The sequence below is a fragment of the Lamprocystis purpurea DSM 4197 genome (assembly GCF_000379525.1).
Lineage (GTDB): Bacteria > Pseudomonadota > Gammaproteobacteria > Chromatiales > Chromatiaceae > Thiodictyon > Thiodictyon purpureum.
On the sequence record NZ_KB902566.1, the window covers coordinates 1 to 17,679 of the forward strand.

General features: G+C 63.2%; 12 protein-coding genes and 1 pseudogene. 3 read left to right on the forward strand and 10 right to left on the reverse strand.

All coding sequences use genetic code 11. From position 1 onward, the window contains the following. Positions 1–1,284: GH1 family beta-glucosidase (locus tag A39O_RS0130570; protein ID WP_020508445.1), on the reverse strand; the 1,284-nt coding region annotated here is incomplete at its 3' end. Positions 1,285–1,828: 544 nt separating this feature from the next. After that, positions 1,829–3,628, reverse strand: a complete 1,800-nt coding sequence (locus tag A39O_RS0130575; protein ID WP_020508446.1) for an ABC transporter ATP-binding protein/permease — start codon at positions 3,626–3,628, stop codon at positions 1,829–1,831. A gap of 268 nt (positions 3,629–3,896) precedes the next feature. Between A39O_RS0130575 and A39O_RS0130580 the strand changes: the two genes are divergently transcribed. Further along, positions 3,897–6,995, forward strand: coding sequence for a discoidin domain-containing protein (locus tag A39O_RS0130580; RefSeq protein ID WP_020508447.1), 3,099 nt, complete (start codon positions 3,897–3,899; stop codon positions 6,993–6,995). Between the two features lie 534 nt (positions 6,996–7,529). On the opposite strand, the gene A39O_RS0130585 is transcribed toward A39O_RS0130580, so the two are convergent. The 5 genes and pseudogenes from A39O_RS0130585 to A39O_RS0130605 form a co-directional block, all read right to left on the reverse strand. Next, entirely contained in the window at positions 7,530–8,402 is an 873-nt protein-coding gene (locus A39O_RS0130585) for a shikimate dehydrogenase family protein (protein WP_040529215.1), read from the reverse strand. Positions 8,403–8,443: 41 nt separating this feature from the next. Next, entirely contained in the window at positions 8,444–9,478 is a 1,035-nt protein-coding gene (locus A39O_RS0130590; protein ID WP_020508449.1) for an NADP-dependent oxidoreductase, read from the reverse strand. Between the two features lie 406 nt (positions 9,479–9,884). Further along, positions 9,885–10,172 (reverse strand): annotated as a pseudogene (locus A39O_RS43770) (type II toxin-antitoxin system RelE/ParE family toxin). 8 nt (positions 10,173–10,180) lie between these two features. Next, a complete protein-coding gene (locus A39O_RS0130600; RefSeq protein ID WP_020508451.1) occupies positions 10,181–10,483 on the reverse strand; it encodes a type II toxin-antitoxin system ParD family antitoxin in 303 nt (100 codons plus the stop codon). Between the two features lie 570 nt (positions 10,484–11,053). After that, the gene (locus A39O_RS0130605) at positions 11,054–12,700 is read right to left on the reverse strand and encodes an oleate hydratase (RefSeq protein ID WP_211211765.1); all 1,647 of its coding nucleotides are present in this window, start codon (positions 12,698–12,700) and stop codon (positions 11,054–11,056) included. A 323-nt stretch (positions 12,701–13,023) separates the two neighbouring features. Here A39O_RS0130605 and A39O_RS35915 point away from each other — a divergent pair, with 323 nt between their 5' ends. Then, complete coding sequence (locus tag A39O_RS35915; RefSeq protein WP_245562019.1) at positions 13,024–13,812, forward strand: SOUL family heme-binding protein; 789 nt, start codon at positions 13,024–13,026, stop codon at positions 13,810–13,812. A gap of 66 nt (positions 13,813–13,878) precedes the next feature. Further along, on the forward strand, positions 13,879–15,255 hold the full coding sequence (locus A39O_RS0130615; protein ID WP_157640536.1) for a glucoamylase family protein: 1,377 nt from the start codon (positions 13,879–13,881) through the stop codon (positions 15,253–15,255). A 109-nt stretch (positions 15,256–15,364) separates the two neighbouring features. Here the strand turns inward: A39O_RS0130615 and A39O_RS0130620 are convergent, their stop codons facing one another. From A39O_RS0130620 to A39O_RS0130630, 3 genes are all read right to left on the reverse strand, one after another. After that, on the reverse strand, positions 15,365–16,282 hold the full coding sequence (locus A39O_RS0130620) for an ABC transporter ATP-binding protein (protein WP_020508455.1): 918 nt from the start codon (positions 16,280–16,282) through the stop codon (positions 15,365–15,367). Next, positions 16,279–17,100, reverse strand: coding sequence for an ABC transporter permease subunit (locus A39O_RS0130625; protein WP_026199868.1), 822 nt, complete (start codon positions 17,098–17,100; stop codon positions 16,279–16,281). The genes A39O_RS0130620 and A39O_RS0130625 overlap by 4 nt, the downstream gene beginning before the upstream one ends. Before the next feature lie 199 nt (positions 17,101–17,299). Further along, positions 17,300–17,679, reverse strand: a 380-nt coding sequence (locus A39O_RS0130630) for a hypothetical protein (RefSeq protein ID WP_211211766.1), incomplete at its 5' end; no start/stop codon positions are given.

Genomic DNA, 17,679 nt, shown 5'->3' on the forward strand with positions numbered 1-17,679 from the left:
GGTCCGCTGCTGGGTGGCGAAATCGACGTGGACGAGCCCGAAGCGTTTGGCATAGCCGAGTGACCACTCGAAGTTGTCGAGCAATGACCAGGCGAAGTAGCCGCGCAGGTCGACGCCTTGTTCCAGCGCCAGGCGCGCGGCGGCGAGATGCTCGCACAAGTAGTCGACACGGTGCGGGTCCTGCACCAGTCCGGCGACCGGGTCGGGGTCGTCGAAGGCGGCGCCGTTCTCAGTAATGTAGATAGGCAGCAAGGGGCAGCGCTGTTTGAGCCACACCAGGGTCTCGGTGAGGCCCGCCGGGTAGACTTCCCAGTCCATGGCGGTACAGGGACGATCTTCGGGTGTGATCCGCCGGGCCTGTAGCGGCTGATCGGCAGGGTCATGGCAGACCAGGCCGCGCGAGTAGTAATTGACGCCCAGAAAGTCCAGGGGGGCCTGAATGCGCGCCAGATCCGCGTCGGGGAAGTCGGGCCAGTACGATCCGAAGATGTCGGCCAGCGCCATCGGATAGCGGCCGAACAGGATGGGGTCCAGGAACCAGCGGTTGATGAAGGCATGGCGGCGGACCGCGGCGGCCTGATCGGCCGCGGTGTCGCTGGCCGCGTGCTGGGGCTCCAGGTTGAGGCTGATGCCGATCTGATGGCAGCCCAGGGCACGATAGGCGGCAACCGCCTCGGCATGAGCACAGAGCTGGTGATGGGCGACCCACGGCGGTTCGACCAGACCACGACGGCCGGGGGCGTGGTCGCCGCTCAGATAGCCCAGAACGGTGCTGACCCAGGGCTCGTTCAGGGTCACCCAATATCCGACCCGNTCATCCAGGGCACGGAACAAGACCTGCGCATAGTCGGCGAACCACCGGGGACTGTCCGGGTTGCACCAGCCGCCGCGATCATCCAGCGCGGCCGGCAGGTCCCAATGATAGAGCGTAATCATCGGCTGGATACCGCGCTCCAGCAGGCCGTCCACCAGCCGCTGATAGAAATCCAGGCCCTTGCCGTTGACCCGTCCGGTACCCTCCGGCAAGACCCGGCCCCAGGCGATGCTGAAGCGGTAGGCGTCGAGGCCCAACTCGGCCAGCAAATCCAGGTCCGCGCGCCAGCGATTGTAATGGTCGCAGGCACGGTCGCCGGTCTCGCCGTTGACCACGGCGCCGGGGATTCGGGTGAAGCGCTGCCAGATACTCGGCCCAGCCCCATCGGCCAGGGGCGAACCCTCGATCTGATAGGCCGAGGTGGCGGCACCCCACAGGAAGCCGCGGGGAAAGGGATGATCGTTTGCCATCAGTGCCGCGGGCCTCCGGGTCGGTTGTCGTTGTCGTTGTCGAGATTATGATACCCGCGAGGGTCTTGATCATCGTTTCAGCCACAAGAAAACCGGAGGTCGAGGCTTTACCGTGAAAGTGCGTCGTCAGGCCATCCTTGCCTGGCGGCGTCGGGGCTGGAACAGTCAGGGCTGGAAGCCCTGACTACGCAGCCTCGCACGCCGGCAGTTGCGACAGTGGTCGAGACGACTTTCATGTTCCGGGGTGGCGCAGGCGCCATGGCCGTTAGCCGGCCGACATCGCGTCTGCGCGGCCCTGGTCCGGCTAAGGTGATATCCGGAACACTGGATACCACCCACCATCGGCTCGGATGTCGGTGCGACTGAAGTCGCACCTGCACTGACTGGTATCCGAATTGTCGGAAATCGCCTAAAACCTCATCCTCCGGTGCGCGAGGCCCGAGCACTGGCCGGAAGATGATCAAGGTCCTCAAGTCGAACCGCCTCTCCGATTACGATTACGACAACGACAACGACAACGACAACGACAACGATTGTGCCGTGTTTAACCCATTCCTGACTCGTTACCAAGCGGCGTTCCATTCCCATCGCCATCCGCATCCGTTTGCTCCTGCGCACTCCGGACCGAGACCCCGCAACAGGCATCGTCCAACCGGTTGGGGGTCGGCGCCATGATCCATTCACCGTGTTGATCAATGATGAGCAACTGGTCATACAGGGTGGTATCTTCATCCTGCTCACCCAGGGTGACATAGGTGATACCCCGCTCGCACAGTAGGCACAATAATTCATCCACCTGACACTCGCTGAGCGCCCGCGAGGGATGATCGAGAAAGACGAAGACGGGCTCGGCCAGCAGCACCCGGGCGAATGCGAGCAATTGTTGCTCGCCCAGCGACAGGAGGTCACTCCAATTCTGCTCACAATCCAAGCCCCCGGCACGCTGCACGGCCGCCACCAGATTGAGCCGACGCAGGGTGACCAGGATGCGCTCGTCCGAAAAGCGCCGCTCGCCCCCGCCGGGCAGCAGGACCTCGCGCAGCGTGCCCGGCGGCACATAGGGGCGCTCGGGCAGGAACAGGATATCGTCCGCCGCCGGCCGCGTGATCGTGCCCTCGCCCTGATCCCAAAGCCCCGCCGTCGCCCGGAACAAGGCGGAGCGCGCCGCTTCGTCGGTGACGCGAATCAAACACCGGGTCTTCATCGGGATCGAGGCCGTCAGATCCTTGATCAACAAGCGCCCGCTGCGGGGCGACTTGAGCGTCAGACGGTCGAACGCGATGAGCCCGCAGTCAGTGCAATAAGTGATGGTCGGGGAGGTCGGTTGCGCGGCGTGCTGCACGGCCTCGGCCAGGGCCTCCAGACGGGCGATAACGGCGGTGTAAGCCGAGATCTGCTGAAACTGGGTGACGATCAGCGAGAAGGCGCCGATCAGGTGTCCGAACGCCATGGCCGATTGGCTGATGACACCGAACTCCGCTTCGCCGTTGATGAATAAGGGCGCGACCAGCAAGACCGGGATGATCTGGATCAGATAGTTGTAACCGGTGGTGAAAAAGCCGAGGTTGCGATTGACATCGATGATGCGCCGAAAGTTCGCGGTCAATTGATCCAGCCGGTCATGCAGCCGATCCCGCAGCCGGTCTTCCTGACGCACCAGGGCGATGGACTCGGCATTCTCGCGGACATGCACGAGGCGCGCACGGAAGTTGGCTTCCCGGTCCAATTGATCATAATTGAGTTGAATCAGCGGGCGCCCGAGGTAGAAGGTGCAGACCGACCCCAGCGCGGCGTACAGGATCGTGACCCACAGCAGCAGCGGGCTGATGGACCACATGACCCCGGAGAACGCAATGACGGTGATGCTGGCGTTCAGAATCATCAAGACGAACGACAAGGTGGTGCCGGCGAGCGAGCGGATGTCCTCGGTGATGCGCTGATCCGGGTTCTTCAGATCGCCGTAGGCGTTCATTCGATAGTAGATATGGTCCTGCATGTACTTGTCGATCGAGCGCTCGGTCAGCCATTTGCGCCAGAGCAGACCGAGCCGCTCCTCGCAGTACCGGTAAAAGACCGCGGCCGTGGTCGCGACGGCGAACACCACCAAATAGAGCAAGGCATAATGGAAAAAGCGGCCCAGTTCCTTGGACTCGATCGACGTCATGAAGTCCCGACCGACATAGCTGTTGATGACGTTCAGTCCGTTGATGGCGAACAGGAAGGCGATCAACAAGCCGGCGAACAACGTCGCCTTCGGACCCACCGGCGACCGGCGCAGGGCTTTGAGCATGCCCCAGAAGCGGAGCCAGGTATTCTTACTGATCGGGACTCGGGTCGCTTTCATCGCTGGGTTCTTGTCATGAGAGGGCTGAGCGTGCGGCAGGAGCGGTCGCGTGGTCAGGGCAGCGCCGCTCGATTCCCCGACGGCGGACCGCGACAACGGTAAGCGATGACACCCGGAGCCCGCCAGTATAACCTTGAGCGATCGGCCGGCCGAAAGGGTCTTTACACTTTGGCGAATCCCCACCGCCAGGCGTAACACTCTGATAATAAAAGCATGAACGCCGCACCAGCCCGTGATCTTAACCAATCTTTACTTAGGAGTCGCCACGATGCAGGTCCGGGTTCTCGATGTTTTCACCGATCCTGCGCCTTGGTTGGCGGTCGCTTCGGGTGAGGCCCGACTCACCATCACCAAGGAGCCGGGGCCGCGCGGTCCCGCGTTGCGACTGGACTTCGATTTCCACGGCGGCGGCGGTTTCGTGGTCGCCCGCCGACCCCTCGACCTGACCCTGCCGACGGCCTATGCCCTGCGTTGCGACATCCGCGCCGCGGCCCCGGCCAACCGGTTCGAATTGAAGTTGGCCGACCCGGCCAACGTCAACGTCTGGCGTTACAGCGCGCCCCAGTTCGATTTCACCGCCGACTGGCGCACGCTGGAGATCCGCGGCCGGGAGTTCGATTACGCCTGGGGCCCGGCCGGCGGCGGCGCGCCGGGCGCCGTCGGCGCCATCGAGTTCGCCATCGTCGCCGGCCCAGGCGGCCGGGGCACGGTATGGCTGGCGGACCTGTGTCTGGTGGATCGCACCGTCCAGGTGCCGCCGCGCCTGAGTGCCTCCAGTCACCTGCCGGGACATCCGCCCGCTGCGGTCCTGGACGGCCGCCCCGAGACGCTCTGGCAAGCCGCGCCCGCCCCGACCGCGGCCTGGCTCGCCATCGATTTCGACGCGCCGCGTGAATACGGCGGACTGGTGCTGCGCTGGGCCCCGGAGGCACAGGGCTGCGCCTTCCAGGTGCTGGCCAGTGACGACGCGACCGACTGGAAAATTCTCTACGAGGCGACCCGCGCCGAGGGCACCGAGAGCTTCGTCTATTTGCCCCAAGGCGAGTCCCGGCACCTGCGCCTCAACCTGGAAGCCCCGGCGGGTCAGGCTCTGCCGGGGCTTGCGGCCATCGAGATCCTGCCCTACGACGCCTCGCGCACCCTGAGCGACTGGTTCCACACGGTGGCCGGGTGCTCGGCACGCGGGCGCTACCCGCGCTGGCTCTGCCGGGAACAGACCTACTGGACTCCGGTGAATATCCCGGAGGGCGGGGTCTGCGGACTGCTCAACGAGGACGGATTGCTGGAACTGGACCGCGGCAGTCTGTCGCTGGAGCCCTTTCTCCTGGTCGACGGCACCCTGATCACCTGGGCCGACTGCACCATCACCCAGTCATTGGAGCAGGGCGAACTGCCCATCCCCTCCGCGCACTGGCGCCGCGACGACCTGGCCCTGACGACCACCAGCTTCGCCATCGGCGACCCTGGGAAAGTGCTCCTCTGCGTGCGGTATCGGGTCGTGAACCACGGCAGGGATGACCGGTCCATCGCCCTCTTCGCCGCGGTCCGTCCCTTTCAGGTGACGCCGCCCTGGCAGGCGTTCGAGGGGCTCGGCGGACCCAGCCGGGTGCAGGATTTGGCCTGGCGTGACGGGGCCTTGTGGGTCAACGGCGGCAAAGCCCTGGTGCCGCTGCAGGCGCCGAGCGGCGTCGGTCTCGCCCCGTTCGATCAGGGGCCGATTACCGCCTACCTGGCGCGCGGACTGCTGCCGGACGCGCTTGAGATCACCGACGCTTTCGGCTCCGCCTCCGGCGCACTGCGCTTCGATCTGACCGTCAGCGCGGGCCGCCATGCCGATGTCTATCTGGTCTCACCCCTGGGCGAGGTCGTACCCGGCACGCTTACCGGGCGGGTGCCGGAGCGCCTGGACGGTGCGGCGGCGTTCAAGCACGCGGTCGATCAATGGTCACGAATGCTGGGACAGGTTCGTTTCGACCTGCCCGAACCGGCCCGGTCCGCGGCCCGTACCTGCAAGACAGCCATTGCCCATGTGTTGACCAATCGGGATGGTCCGGCCTTGCAGCCCGGACCGCGCCGCTACACCCGCTCCTGGATTCGCGACGGCGCCGTCATGGCCGCCGCCCTGCTGCGCTTCGGGTGTCCCGCGGACGCCGGCGCCTTCGTGCGCTGGTATGCGCCATTCCAGCGTGCGGACGGCAATGTGCCCTGCTGCGTCGACCGCAATGGGCCGGACTGGCTGCCGGAACACGACAGCCATGGCGAGTTGATCTTCGCGGTCGCCGATTATGTCCGCTTCACCGGCGACCGGGTGCTGCTGGACGAACTCTGGCCCAGGGTGCAGTTGGCGGTCCAGTATCTGGAGCAATTGCGCGCGACCCGCCTCACCGACCTCTACCGCGCACCCGAACACCGTGCCTGTTTCGGCCTCCTGCCCGAGTCGGTCAGCCACGAGGGCTACCTGGCCCAACCGGTCCATGCCTACTGGGACGACTTCTGGGCACTGCGCGGGTTCAAGGACGCCTCCTTCCTGGCCGAGACGCGCGGCGACCTGCGCGAGTCCGCCCGGCTCGCCGCCCTGGCCGACGACTTCCGCACCACCCTCATGGATTCGATCGAACTGACCATGACCACCCGCGGCATCGACTTCCTGCCCGGCTCGGTCGAATGGGCCGATCCGGACCCGACCGCGGTCGCCAATGCGCTGACCCTGATCGACGAGTTCCACGCCCTGCCGACTGCGGCCATGATCCGCACCTTCGAACTATTCATGACGCGCTTTCGCGCCATGCACAGCGGCGCGGTTCCCTGGACCAATTACACACCCTATGAGATCCGCATCATCGGCGCTCTGGTGCGGCTCGGCTGGCGGCGGGAGGCCCACGAACTGCTGGACTTCCACCTGGCCGAGCGCCGGCCGCCGGCCTGGAACCAGTGGCCCGAGATCGCCTGGCACGACCCGCGCGCGCCCGGCCATCAAGGCGACCTCCCCCACTCCTGGATCGGCGCCGAATACGCCTTGGTCTTCCGCGACCTGTTCGCCTACGAACGCGAGGCCGATCATTCGCTGGTGGTCGGTGCCGGCATCCCGGACCACTGGCTGGATGCCGGCGAGGTGGCGGTCACCGGCCTGCCGACCTGCTACGGCACGCTGGACCTGCGACTGTCGCGCACGCCCGACGGCGGCCTGACCCTGCTGCTGGGCGGCGACCTGCGCCTGCCGCCCGGCGGCATCCGTTTTGCCCCTCCGCTCGGCGAAGGCAGCAGCTATCAGGTCTCGGTCAACGGCCTAGCAGCCGACGCGCCCGAGCAGCACGAGGTGCTGGTGTCCGCGCTGCCCGCACGGGTGGTTCTGTACCCGCTGGGTTGAGCCTCGGAGAAGGGCGCCAGCGTCGGCAAGTCGAATCCGGTCCAGTGTCTGCAACCTTGGAACCTTGTGATCGTGCCTCTACCTCGCGCTGGTGCCTTGATCATCGTTCCGGCAGCAATTCCAAATTTGGGCGGCATCGCGCGATCCCTGGTGGATGCGGCGCGCGCGACCGCCGTGCCGGGCCCCTGACACCGAGCGGCGCGCCTTATCCACCCTACAGCGGAGCCGGTTTTGTAGGGTGGATAAGCGCAGCGCATCCACCATCAGCCTCGCGGCCGGCACGCTGTTGGCGGCGGCCACCCAAATTTGGAACTGCTGCCGGAACCGTGATCAAGGCCCGCGCTGGCCGTCGCTTCAATTGACTGGAAATGGGTATCCTTGCCGGAAACGTCCTAGCTGGAACACCTGATTCGGAGTCGGCTGCCTTGACCGACGCGGATAGCGACCGATTCCGATCACCCTGGGGCCAACCGTACACCAAAACCACATTGGCATGGATGATGGTGGGGTTTTTAATTCAAAACCGTCCGATACCTACGAACTCTTTGATTCACCTAAGGCTGCAGCAACCGCGCCTTGGAAAACCGACTCTTCGGGCTTGATACCCGTCCATGCCTCGAAGATTTGCATTGCCAGTTGAACCAGCATCTCCACGCCATCAACGATCGCGCAGCCTTTAGCCTGAACCATCTGCAAGAATGGAGTAATGCGGGGGTTGGTGATGACATCGACAACTGTTGTCGTGCCGGGAATACTGCTCCAGTTGAGCGGTACGGCCTCGAAGCCAGGCGCACAACCCAGATGAGTAGCGTTCATAAGTATCTGGGTACCCTCGGGAATCGCCACCTCGCCGACCCATTGCCGCCATTCGGCGGATACGCCTGAAGCTCGCTGAACCAGTTCGGCCACTTCCACCCCTTGGGACTCACGCCGTGTGATGATGGTCATGTGCGATACGCCTGCCCAGGCAAGCTCAACGGCCATGGCTCGCCCTGCGCCACCGGCGCCGAGCATTGCAATCCGCTTACCCTGTATCGGCGTTACTTTTTCGATGGCTTTGACGACCCCCTTACCGTCGTTGTTGTGTCCGACGAGACGACCATCCTCGATCGTCATATAGTTTGCGGCGCCGATCGCACGAACATCCTGATCGACTGCATCCAGGTGAGGAATAGCAGCCACTTTGTATGGGACGGTGATGCAGGCACCGGCGAACTGCAATGCCCTCACCCCTGCGATAGCCGCGGCGACCTCCTTTTCCGAAGTCACGTCGCATTTCCAGAACTGCCAGTGAAGGCCATAGTGGGCATAAACCGCATCAAACATCCGATCGATCGGATTCTCTGCAACCGGGTGACCGAGCATACAGGTCATCTGTTTTTGCGGGAGGAGCGCTGTTTCCGACATGAGTCTGTCTCCGTTATCAATTGGCATGGGTCAATCTCGATTCATTCGTGTGCGAGCGCAATGACCAACTTGCCGAAGTTCTTGCCCTGCAGCAGGCCGATGAAGGCCTCGGGTGCGTTCTCCAGGCCGAAGACGATGTCCTCGCGGACCTTGACCTTGCCTTGCTGCACCCACGCGCCCATGGCGTGGGCGAACTCGCCCCAGCGCGGCGCGTAGTCGTCGAACACGATGAAGCCCTGCATCTTGATGCGCTTGCGCAGCAGCGTGCCGACCAGCAGGCCCAGCCGGTCCGGACCCGCCGGCAGCGCGGTGTCGTTGTACGCGGCGATCAGTCCGCACACCGGGATACGCGCCTTGGCGTTGAGCAAGGGCAGCACCGCGTCGAACACGGCGCCGCCGACGTTCTCGAAGTACAGGTCGATGCCCTTTGGGCAGGCGGCCGCCAGGCGTCCGGGCAGATCCTCGGCACGGTGATCGACGCCGCAGTCGAAGCCCAGTTCGTCGACCACATAGCGGCATTTGTCCACGCCGCCCGCAATGCCCACCACGGTGCAGCCCTTGATCTTGGCGATCTGGCCGACCACCGAACCGACCGCGCCGCTGGCAGCGGCGACGACCACGGTTTCACCGGCGACCGGGCGGCCGATGTCCAGCAGGCCCATGTAGGCGGTGAAGCCCGGCATACCCAGCACGCCCAGCGCGCGTGAGGGGTGTGGGTCGGCGGACGCGATCGGCGTCAGTCCCTGGCCATCCGACAACGCATAGTCCTGCCAGCCGGTGTAGCCGAGCACCAGTTCACCGACCTTGAAATCGCGATGCCGGGAGACCTCGACGCGGGATACCGTGCCGCCGACCATCAGGTCGCTGATAGCCAAGGGCGGCGCGTACGACGGGGCATCGCTCATGCGGCCGCGCATGTAGGGGTCCAGCGACAAGTAGAGCGTGCGCAGCAGTACCTGACCGGGGTCGGGTTGCGGCACCGGACCGCTTTCCATACGGAAGTCTTCGGCGGTCGGCGCACCGACCGGGCGGGCATTCAGGACGATACGGCGATTGACGGTGGTGCTTTGCGACATGAGGCGGCCTTACTTCGACGGATTTGATGAAATCGATGGATCGGTCAATAGCGTCGGTACGGCGCTTGAGCAACGATAGGGGACGACGTCGCGGTGGTCGGTGCGGCAGACAACAGACTGGTTCTGGCCGCTGCCGGTTTGACGGCCTTGATCATCGTTCCGGCCGACGCTACTTGTTGCGAGCCCAAGGCTTCAGCCTTGGCGGACCGAGCCGAGGCTGAAGCCTTGGACTCTTGATCGCCGGCCGGAACGATGACCAAGGCCGGTTTGACGCGTCTGGCGGGATCGATCGCCGAAAGTTCTGAGAAATAGCCTGACGCACATCCGGCACGCAGAGGAAAATTCAATTGAGCCTGGCCCCGTTACCCTTACCCATCTGCCGACGACCCTGGAAACGCGATAAACTTCAGCAAAATAGGTCCGTCAAATTGCGGCCACCCTGCACGATTCGCTCAATCCTGACTTCGCCGGACTGCACTGTATAGCAAATGACGTAGCGACCGTAAGATACAGTCCGGATGCCTTCTCCAAGTTCCGGACGCAACCGCGCCGCATTGGGGAATGAAGTGATCTTTTTGCATCAGTCCCTAAGCTCACGGACAAAGGATAGCGCACGGCGCGGATTGTCGCGGGCGATGTAGTCGGCGATTTCTTCAAGGTCGCTGTCGGCCAGTCGCGAGAGCTTGCAGCGCATTGGTCAGCTCATGCCTGCTGGTCAATCATCGCTTGATACCTGGCTTCAAGGCGTGCGAAAACCTCTTCGGCTGGAATTGCGGGACCGCTTTCGATGCCCTCGCGGATCTTCCCCCGGTATTCCTCAAGCTCAATTTCGCGCAACCGTTCCTGCGTTTCCAGAAGGCGCAGGGCTTCCCTGACAATTTCGTCGGCGCTGGCGTAATGTCCGGCTTCTATCTGTCGGCGGATGAACTGCTCGAAATGATCGCCGACGGCGTAGCCTTTCAACCTGGTTTCCAGGTCGTTGGGCAACTGCGTTGCGGTAGTCATGAGAGCCCCCTTGGTTGCTTGGCGTCAACAGTCGCAGGCCCAATTTATCGTAGAGGTCTGCCGAATCTCTAGATTCTCGCCCGTCCTGACCCGTGTCAAGTCGCGGCGTTGGGGTCGTTCGTCGCTGCGGTCGAGGAATGTTCGCATGCCCTGGATCTCCTGTAGATTGGTGCTTGCGATTATGCGCCTTGAGCTTAAAGCGGTGGAATCTTCGCTCTCTCGCCGCCGAGATCGCCCAGACCGACCGCGGCGCCGTGCAGGCGGGCGAGTCCCCCTCCAGCAGCGAGACTATAGCCTTCCTACCTGATATCCAGACAGACCCTTGGTGTAGGGGCGGGTTTGAAACCCGCCCCTACGTCCGGTTATCACGTCCGCTGGCTATATCCGCGAGACCCTGCGTGACTGGGGGCACAATCAGGCCTTGCAGGAAAAGGAGTTAGGGGACCTGTCGTTGTGGAGTCATCGGCAAGCCCGTCGTCCCTCGGGAACGGGCCGTGCAATGAGACGAGGGACTTCAATGCCGGCAGGGTCGTGCTCGGTAGCACGCCCTTGAAACAGTCAGTTATCCCGCTACTTCAACGCCTTGACCAACGCATCGAACTGCGTATGGAGCGACTTGTCGTGCGCCGTCACCGGCGGAATCGGCTTGGTGATACCCAGCAACTGGTACACCGCCAGCTGCGCCGCCCGCACCGAGAACTCCACCGTGAAGACCGTGTCTTGCGGGATCTCGACGAACTGGCTGATGAAGGCGAAGTTTTTCGTGTCGGGCGGTACGGGCAGCGGCCGGTCGCCGGGGGCGCGCGGCATGAACTGGCTGGTGATATAGGGCATGCGGCAGGGGATGCAGTTGGCCGTGGCAACGGTGTCCGGGTCGAAGCGCAGGTGCCCGCAGAGTTCCGCCAGCAATTCCGCTCCCGTGCAGTCAGCCATCGCCTTGGGGACGAAGTTGCCGATGCGATCCGGGAACAGTCCGTAACCCCAGAACACCTGCACGTCGGCCGGTTGGTTGGCGAAGTGCGGCTGGTGCGCCAGCACGATCGACATCAGCCAGTTCGAGTCCTTGAAGGTCACGAGGCCCCCGGTGCCGGCCGCGTTGCCGCTGAAGCGCTGCATCTGGTCGAAGAAAGCCGCGTCCTTCAGCGTGACGGTGAAGGAGGCCCAATCCGATTGGGCGATGCAACTGTTGAACGCGGCGGGGTTGCCGAACGATGGCCGGCCTTCCGCCAATTTTTCCCATAGTGCCCAACTGCCGTCGCGGGTCTTGCTCAGTTTCGCGGGCGCCGCGCTCATCGAGCCCAGGCTGGAGGCATCCGTCATCGAGCCGTTCTGCACGAAGACCAGATCGCCGTCTTCCAGTTGCATCGTTTCCGCCTGTCCCTTCAAGGTGCAGTGCAGCGCGATGACCTCGAACGTGCCATCGACGTCCTTGTGGTCGAGGTCGGTCACGATGCAGTCGGTGACCAGGCGCACCCCCTGTGCGGCGAGCCAGCGCTGTAAAGGCACGACCAGCGAGTCGTACTGGTTCAGCACCGTGCGCTTGACGCCGGCGAGCGTCTCGATCCGCGAGAACTCCATCACGAAACGGTGCAGGTAGCGCCGGAACTCCACGGCGCTGTGCCAGGGCTGGAAGGCGAAGGTGGTGGACCACATGTACCAGAATTCGGTCTCGAAGAAGGCCGGCGACAGGTGGTCGGTGACGCAACTCGTGCCGAGGGACGCTTCATCGGCATCGGCAAGCTTGAGTAACTCCAGCCGGTCGTGCATCGAGAAGCCCATCGATGCCACCGGCACCCTGGCGCGGCGGCGGTCGACTAGCCGCGCCATCGCATTGGAGACATGCTGCTCGTTGAACGCCGCCGTCTCGTCGAAGACGCTGCGCCCGGGCTGCGTGAGCGACGGGATCGACTTGAACAGCGCCCAGGTGCATTCGTAGTTATCGGTGGTCAGCATCCGGCCGCCGCGCATGGAGTAGCCGCGCTCGGCATCGCCGGCGCCGTCTAGGGCGCCGCCCATCGCCGGGCCCGCGTCGAGTATCGAGATGTTCGCGCCGGGCATGCCGCCATCGCGGATCAGGAAAGCGGCGGCAGCTAGCGAGCCGATGCCGCCGCCGATGAGGTAGGCCTTGGGTGTTGTCGAAGTCATGGTCTCTGCTTCCTGGTGAGCGCTGCACTTGATACGGGCGCCGTACGACATCACCGAACGGGCCTTGATCAAGACTACGGCCACTTGGACTCGCCGGGTGCGTAGTCAGGCCATCCTGGCCTGACACCGTCAGGGCTGGAAGCCCTGACTACGCACGCCGCTGGCCGGGATTACGATCAAGGCCACCGAACGCGATCAGGCGTCTGCTGGTTGAATGGCAACACCTACCCGGCAATTAACCCGGGCAGCCGTTGACGGCAGCCGCAAAGGTAGGGAACGGCGTCGTCGTGGTCTGTGCGGCAGACAACAGACAGGGCGACACCGACTATTCCACCCTGGCGGCCTGACTCTGGAGACCCCAAAATACAGGCCATTAAGGCGCTAGGAGCAAGACCATGTCCAAGCTGACTACCAAGGTAAGAGCCGCTGTCCCGAATGGACAATTTGCGTTTCCCGTACAACGCAACGCGCCATTCGAAGACGCGAGCCATGTGCGCAACGCGCTTGTGCGTTTCAATCACGTCATAGGCGGGAGCGACCACGAACGCCGCGGACCCGCCGCCGCGATTGTCGCGGCCCTTTTTTCGGCACTCGCACTGTTCACCATCCCCATGTCCAGCCACGCCACAGAAGAGCCCGAATACCAGATCGTCCGCAAACTCGACGGGATCGAGGTCCGCGAGTACGCCGCCTACACGGTTGCCGAGATCGTGGTGGCCGGCCCGGCCGGCAAAGCCGGCAGCCAGGCGTTCCCGATCCTGGCAGGCTACATCTTCGGCAAAAACAAAGGTGATCGAAAAATCGCGATGACGGCACCGGTGACCAAGACGGCCGTTCCCGTGAAACTGGAGATGACGGCCCCGGTGACGCAGACCGCCGCGCCCGGCGGCTTTCTGGTGCAATTCGTGTTGCCCAAAGACGTGACCCTGGCCAGCGCACCCGAACCCCTGGACGCACGGATCAAGTTGCGCGAGGTGCCGCCCAGTCGCGTGGCGGTCATTCGCTATTCAGGGTTCTGGTCGGAGTCCAACTACAACGAACATCTGACGAAGTTGCAGTCGACGTTGCGCGCCGCGAACCTGGCCTGGTCGGGGGAACCGGTCTATTCACGCTACAACCCACCGTTCACGCCATGGTTCATGCGGCGCAATGAAATTTGGTTGCACCTGACCGACAGCCGCTAATTGGCGCAGACCGCGGTCTTACCACCCGCGGCGCCGGCCGAGCCTCTGACGTCGGCCGACGCCGCCATGCTGGACAGCCTTCAGCGCGCCGCCTTCGACTATTTCGTCCGGCACGCCAACCGCGACACCGGCCTGGTGGCCGATACCTCGCGGCCGGGCTCACACGCGAGCATCGCGGTCGTCGGCTTTGCCCTCTCGGCCTACCCGGTGGGCGTCGAGCGCGGCTGGATGACGCGCGCCGAGGCCCTGCAACGCAGCCTGGCCGCGCTGCGCTTCTTCCGGAACAGCGACCAGAGCGGCACGCCGGACTCGACCGGGTACCGCGGCTGCTACTTCCACTTCCTGCACCTGGACAGCGGCACGCGGGCCTGGCGTTGCGAGGTGTCGCTGATCGACACCGCGCTGCTCTTGGCCGGCATGCTCACGGCCGCGGCCTATTTCACCGCCGCCACCGCGGACGAGGCCGAACTGCGTGAGCTGGCCGACACGCTTTACCGCCGCGTGGACTGGTGCTGGGCGCAGCGCGAAAGCGCTGCCGTCGTGCACGGCTGGAAGCCCGAGAGCGGCTTTCTCAAGTACGGCTGGGAGGGCTACAGCGAGGCGATCTTGCTCTACATCCTGGGCCTGGGCTCGCCGACCCATCCGCTGATCGCGGCCAGCTTCCCGGCCTGGACCGGCACCTACGAATGGGAGAACCTCTACGGCATCGACTTCCTCTATGCCGGGCCGCTGTTCATCCACCAGTTCCCGCACGCCTGGATCGACTTCCGCAATATCCGTGACGACTTCATGCGCGAGAAGCGCTGCGACTACTTCGAGAACAGCCGCCGCGCCATCGACGTGCAGCGCGCGTATGCGATCCGCAACCCGCGCGGCTTCGTCGGCTATGGGGAGGACGGCTGGGGCCTGTCGGCCGGCGACGGGCCCCGCGCCCCACGGCAACGCATCGCCGGGCGCCGCCAGTCGTTCTACGGCTATGCCGCGCGCGGCGTACCCTACGGCCCGGATGACGGCACGCTCTCCGGCCCGTCGGTGCTGGCGTCGCTGGTCTTCGCACCCGAGATCGCGCTGCCGGCCATCCGGCGGCTGCTCGCGCGGGGGGTCGCGACCGACGACCGCGCCGCGCGCGCCGGCGGTTTCAACGACACCGTGCACGGGGGCTGGGTCTCCGCCGGAAACTTCGGACTCGACCAAGGCCTGATCGTGCTGATGATCGAGAACTTTCGCTCCGGTCTGCTGTGGCGCCTGCTGCGTGGCTCAGCCCCCATCCGCACGGGCCTGCACCGCGCCGGCTTCCGCGGCGGATGGCTGGCTGAGGCCTTGGTCATAACCCCGGCCACCGCGCGATCTGCACGGTCGTCGGTCCGCACAGCGGACCCTACAGATCAGGGTGTTACCGTAGGGTCCGCTGTGCGGACCGTCCGCGGCCGACCGGAACGATGATCAAGGCCCTGGCTGAGGACGCCCGATAAGGGTTCTGGATATCAACCGCGATGATCGGCCGGGGCGAATCGGCACCCGAGACGGCGTTGAGGAATCTCTTACAATGCCCTTAGTCCTTGAAGAAAAGCTTTTCTTCCAGGGTCTTGCCGTGGCTTAGCTGCCGATATTGCCAGTGCTGACTCGTGATACATTGCATCAGTTGCAGATCCATGTGCGGTTGCCGCTCAGGGTCATAGGCCACGATGAATTCATTTTTCTGTGGGTTGGTGACCTGCAGCACACCTTCCAAGGCCTGGAATTCAGCAATCACTTCCCGTGCCGGGCAGGTTTCCATTTGCAGGGTCATATAGCGAATGGCACTTTTTTCTTCGTTCAGGTCAATGGTCTCCGGCTGTAAAATTCCGTTTTCCAGCAGCAGAATGTGTTTGCACAACCGGTCAAGTTCAGCCAAATCGTGGGAACTGATGATAAAGGTTGTCGCCGGCGACCGCTCTGCAATGATCGCACGCACCGTTCGGACATTGACGGGATCAAGCCCCGCGGTCGGTTCATCCAATAAGATCAGCGCCGGTTTACCGATCAGCGCCTGAGCGATCGCTACACGCTTTGCCATGCCATGGCTGAGCACCGGCGGTTTTTCATGAGTCGCCTCGGTGAGTGAGACTTCTTCCAACACCCGGCCTGCTTCCAAGGCTGCTTGTGGTGTTGTGAATCCCTGTAGCCGGGCATAAAAAACCAATTGTTCGATGATGGTAAAGCCAGGATCCAGTCTTGCAACCTGGGGTAACGCGGAGACTTTGCCGATGAGTTGAGTTGCACCCGGCGGCTGACCGAACAACCTGACCGTGCCCGAAGTGGGACGCAAAAAGCCGGACAGGATACTGAGTAAAGTGGTTTTACCGGCCCCATTCGGACCGACCAAGCCGACCGGTTCACCCGCGTCCAGTTCAAAACTGACATTGGAGAGCGCGACTTTGCCGGAATATACGTGGGTCAACTGTTGACAGTGAATCATCGGTGAATTCATAGGGTTTGCCTTGCCATGATCCAGCGCCCCAAAGCCAACAAAAGAAGGCTTTGCACTAGGGGAACATAAGCCAGTTGCAGCGTTTGCCAGCCCGACAGTGCCGCCAGGGCGGATAATTGATAGCCGGGAACAAGCAATTTTAGAAAAGCAAGGGTCGGCAGGTAGTAAGCAAAACCACCGATAATGGCGGCCAGAAATGTCCAGATCAAGATAGCCCAGACAGTTGCTTGCCGAGCCGATTTAACCGTGGCGGATAAAGCCGCCATCATGGCGCTAAAAGGCAGAACGGCCAAGATTAAATTAGTGGTGACGACAAGCAGGTCAGGTAATGCTGAAGAAAACAGCGCGGCATCACGATACAGCACCAAAGCAAGCGTGCTTAATGCGGTGGCACTGATCAATAGCGCCTGAATCACCATAACGCCGGCAAACCGGCCAAAGAATACACGGTCGCGACTGCTGCGCACGACGATAAACCGTAAGGTACCGCGCTCACGATCGGAACAAGTCTGATCGGCGGCAAGCGTAATGCTCAACAGCGGAAAGATAAGCAGTGCAAAATGCCAAAACAGGCCGAATTCAGGAATCGGCCATTGCTGTATCGAACCAAAACCAATAACGTCAAGAAAGCTGAAGCCTTGCATCAAGCCTTTTTCCTGCACCAACAGGTCGGCAGAAAAGCGCAGGGGATAAAGCAGAATCACACCCCAAACGACGGCAAAGGTCACGATAGACAGTAGGCCGCTGCGGGTTGCAAAAGTCCTTTTGAGTTCAAACTGACTGATGAGCAAGAGGTGATTAAGAAAACCAGGATGCATTGCCGTTACCTTCTCCGTAAGTGTTATGGCTGTTATCTAGGGGCTTTTCGGCCTTGATCATCGTTCCGGCCAGTGCCCGGGCCGCGCCGCACTGGAGGTCGAGGCTTTAGCCGGACCAGGGCCGCGCAGACGCGATGTCGACCGGCTAAAGCCTCGACCTCCAGTTGTCTTGTGGCTGGAACGATCTTCCTGCCAAAGGTCAGTCCTTGGAGTCTGAAGGCCCGGCCGCCCGGACACGACGGTGTGGCCAGACCAGCAGCCCGATTGCCAGCAGTACGAGCAGGCCCAGCACCAGGGCGAACTGCCGAAAGTTGCCGGCCACCAGCAGTCCGGGCACGATCCAGGCCCACCAGTTCACGGCGGTATGCAACACCAGCGCCGGCAGCACGCTGCCGCGACTGCGGTTGAACAGCCATGCGCACACGACCGACAGAGCGACGGTGGACAGCAAGAACGGCAGAAGCGGAATCCGGCCCTGCAGCGTGTCGTGTCTTTCCGGCAAGCCTGCATGAAATCCCGTCTCTAGCCCAGTAGCCTGGGAGCCCCGTATGTCGTCATCTGGAGGCTCCACCGCATGTC

Bases quoted from the DNA above. Each gene is read 5' to 3' on its own strand.
- A39O_RS0130590 (WP_020508449.1), bottom strand. From the start codon at position 9,478: ATGTCGCAAAGCACCACCGTCAATCGCCGTATCGTCCTGAATGCCCGC.
- A39O_RS0130580 (WP_020508447.1), top strand. From the start codon at position 3,897: ATGCAGGTCCGGGTTCTCGATGTTTTCACCGATCCTGCGCCTTGGTTG.
- A39O_RS0130615 (WP_157640536.1), top strand. From the start codon at position 13,879: ATGCTGGACAGCCTTCAGCGCGCCGCCTTCGACTATTTCGTCCGGCAC.
- A39O_RS0130575 (WP_020508446.1), bottom strand. From the start codon at position 3,628: ATGAAAGCGACCCGAGTCCCGATCAGTAAGAATACCTGGCTCCGCTTC.
- A39O_RS0130625 (WP_026199868.1), bottom strand. From the start codon at position 17,100: ATGCATCCTGGTTTTCTTAATCACCTCTTGCTCATCAGTCAGTTTGAA.
- A39O_RS35915 (WP_245562019.1), top strand. From the start codon at position 13,024: ATGTCCAAGCTGACTACCAAGGTAAGAGCCGCTGTCCCGAATGGACAA.
- A39O_RS0130620 (WP_020508455.1), bottom strand. From the start codon at position 16,282: ATGAATTCACCGATGATTCACTGTCAACAGTTGACCCACGTATATTCC.
- A39O_RS0130585 (WP_040529215.1), bottom strand. From the start codon at position 8,402: ATGTCGGAAACAGCGCTCCTCCCGCAAAAACAGATGACCTGTATGCTC.
- A39O_RS0130600 (WP_020508451.1), bottom strand. From the start codon at position 10,483: ATGACTACCGCAACGCAGTTGCCCAACGACCTGGAAACCAGGTTGAAA.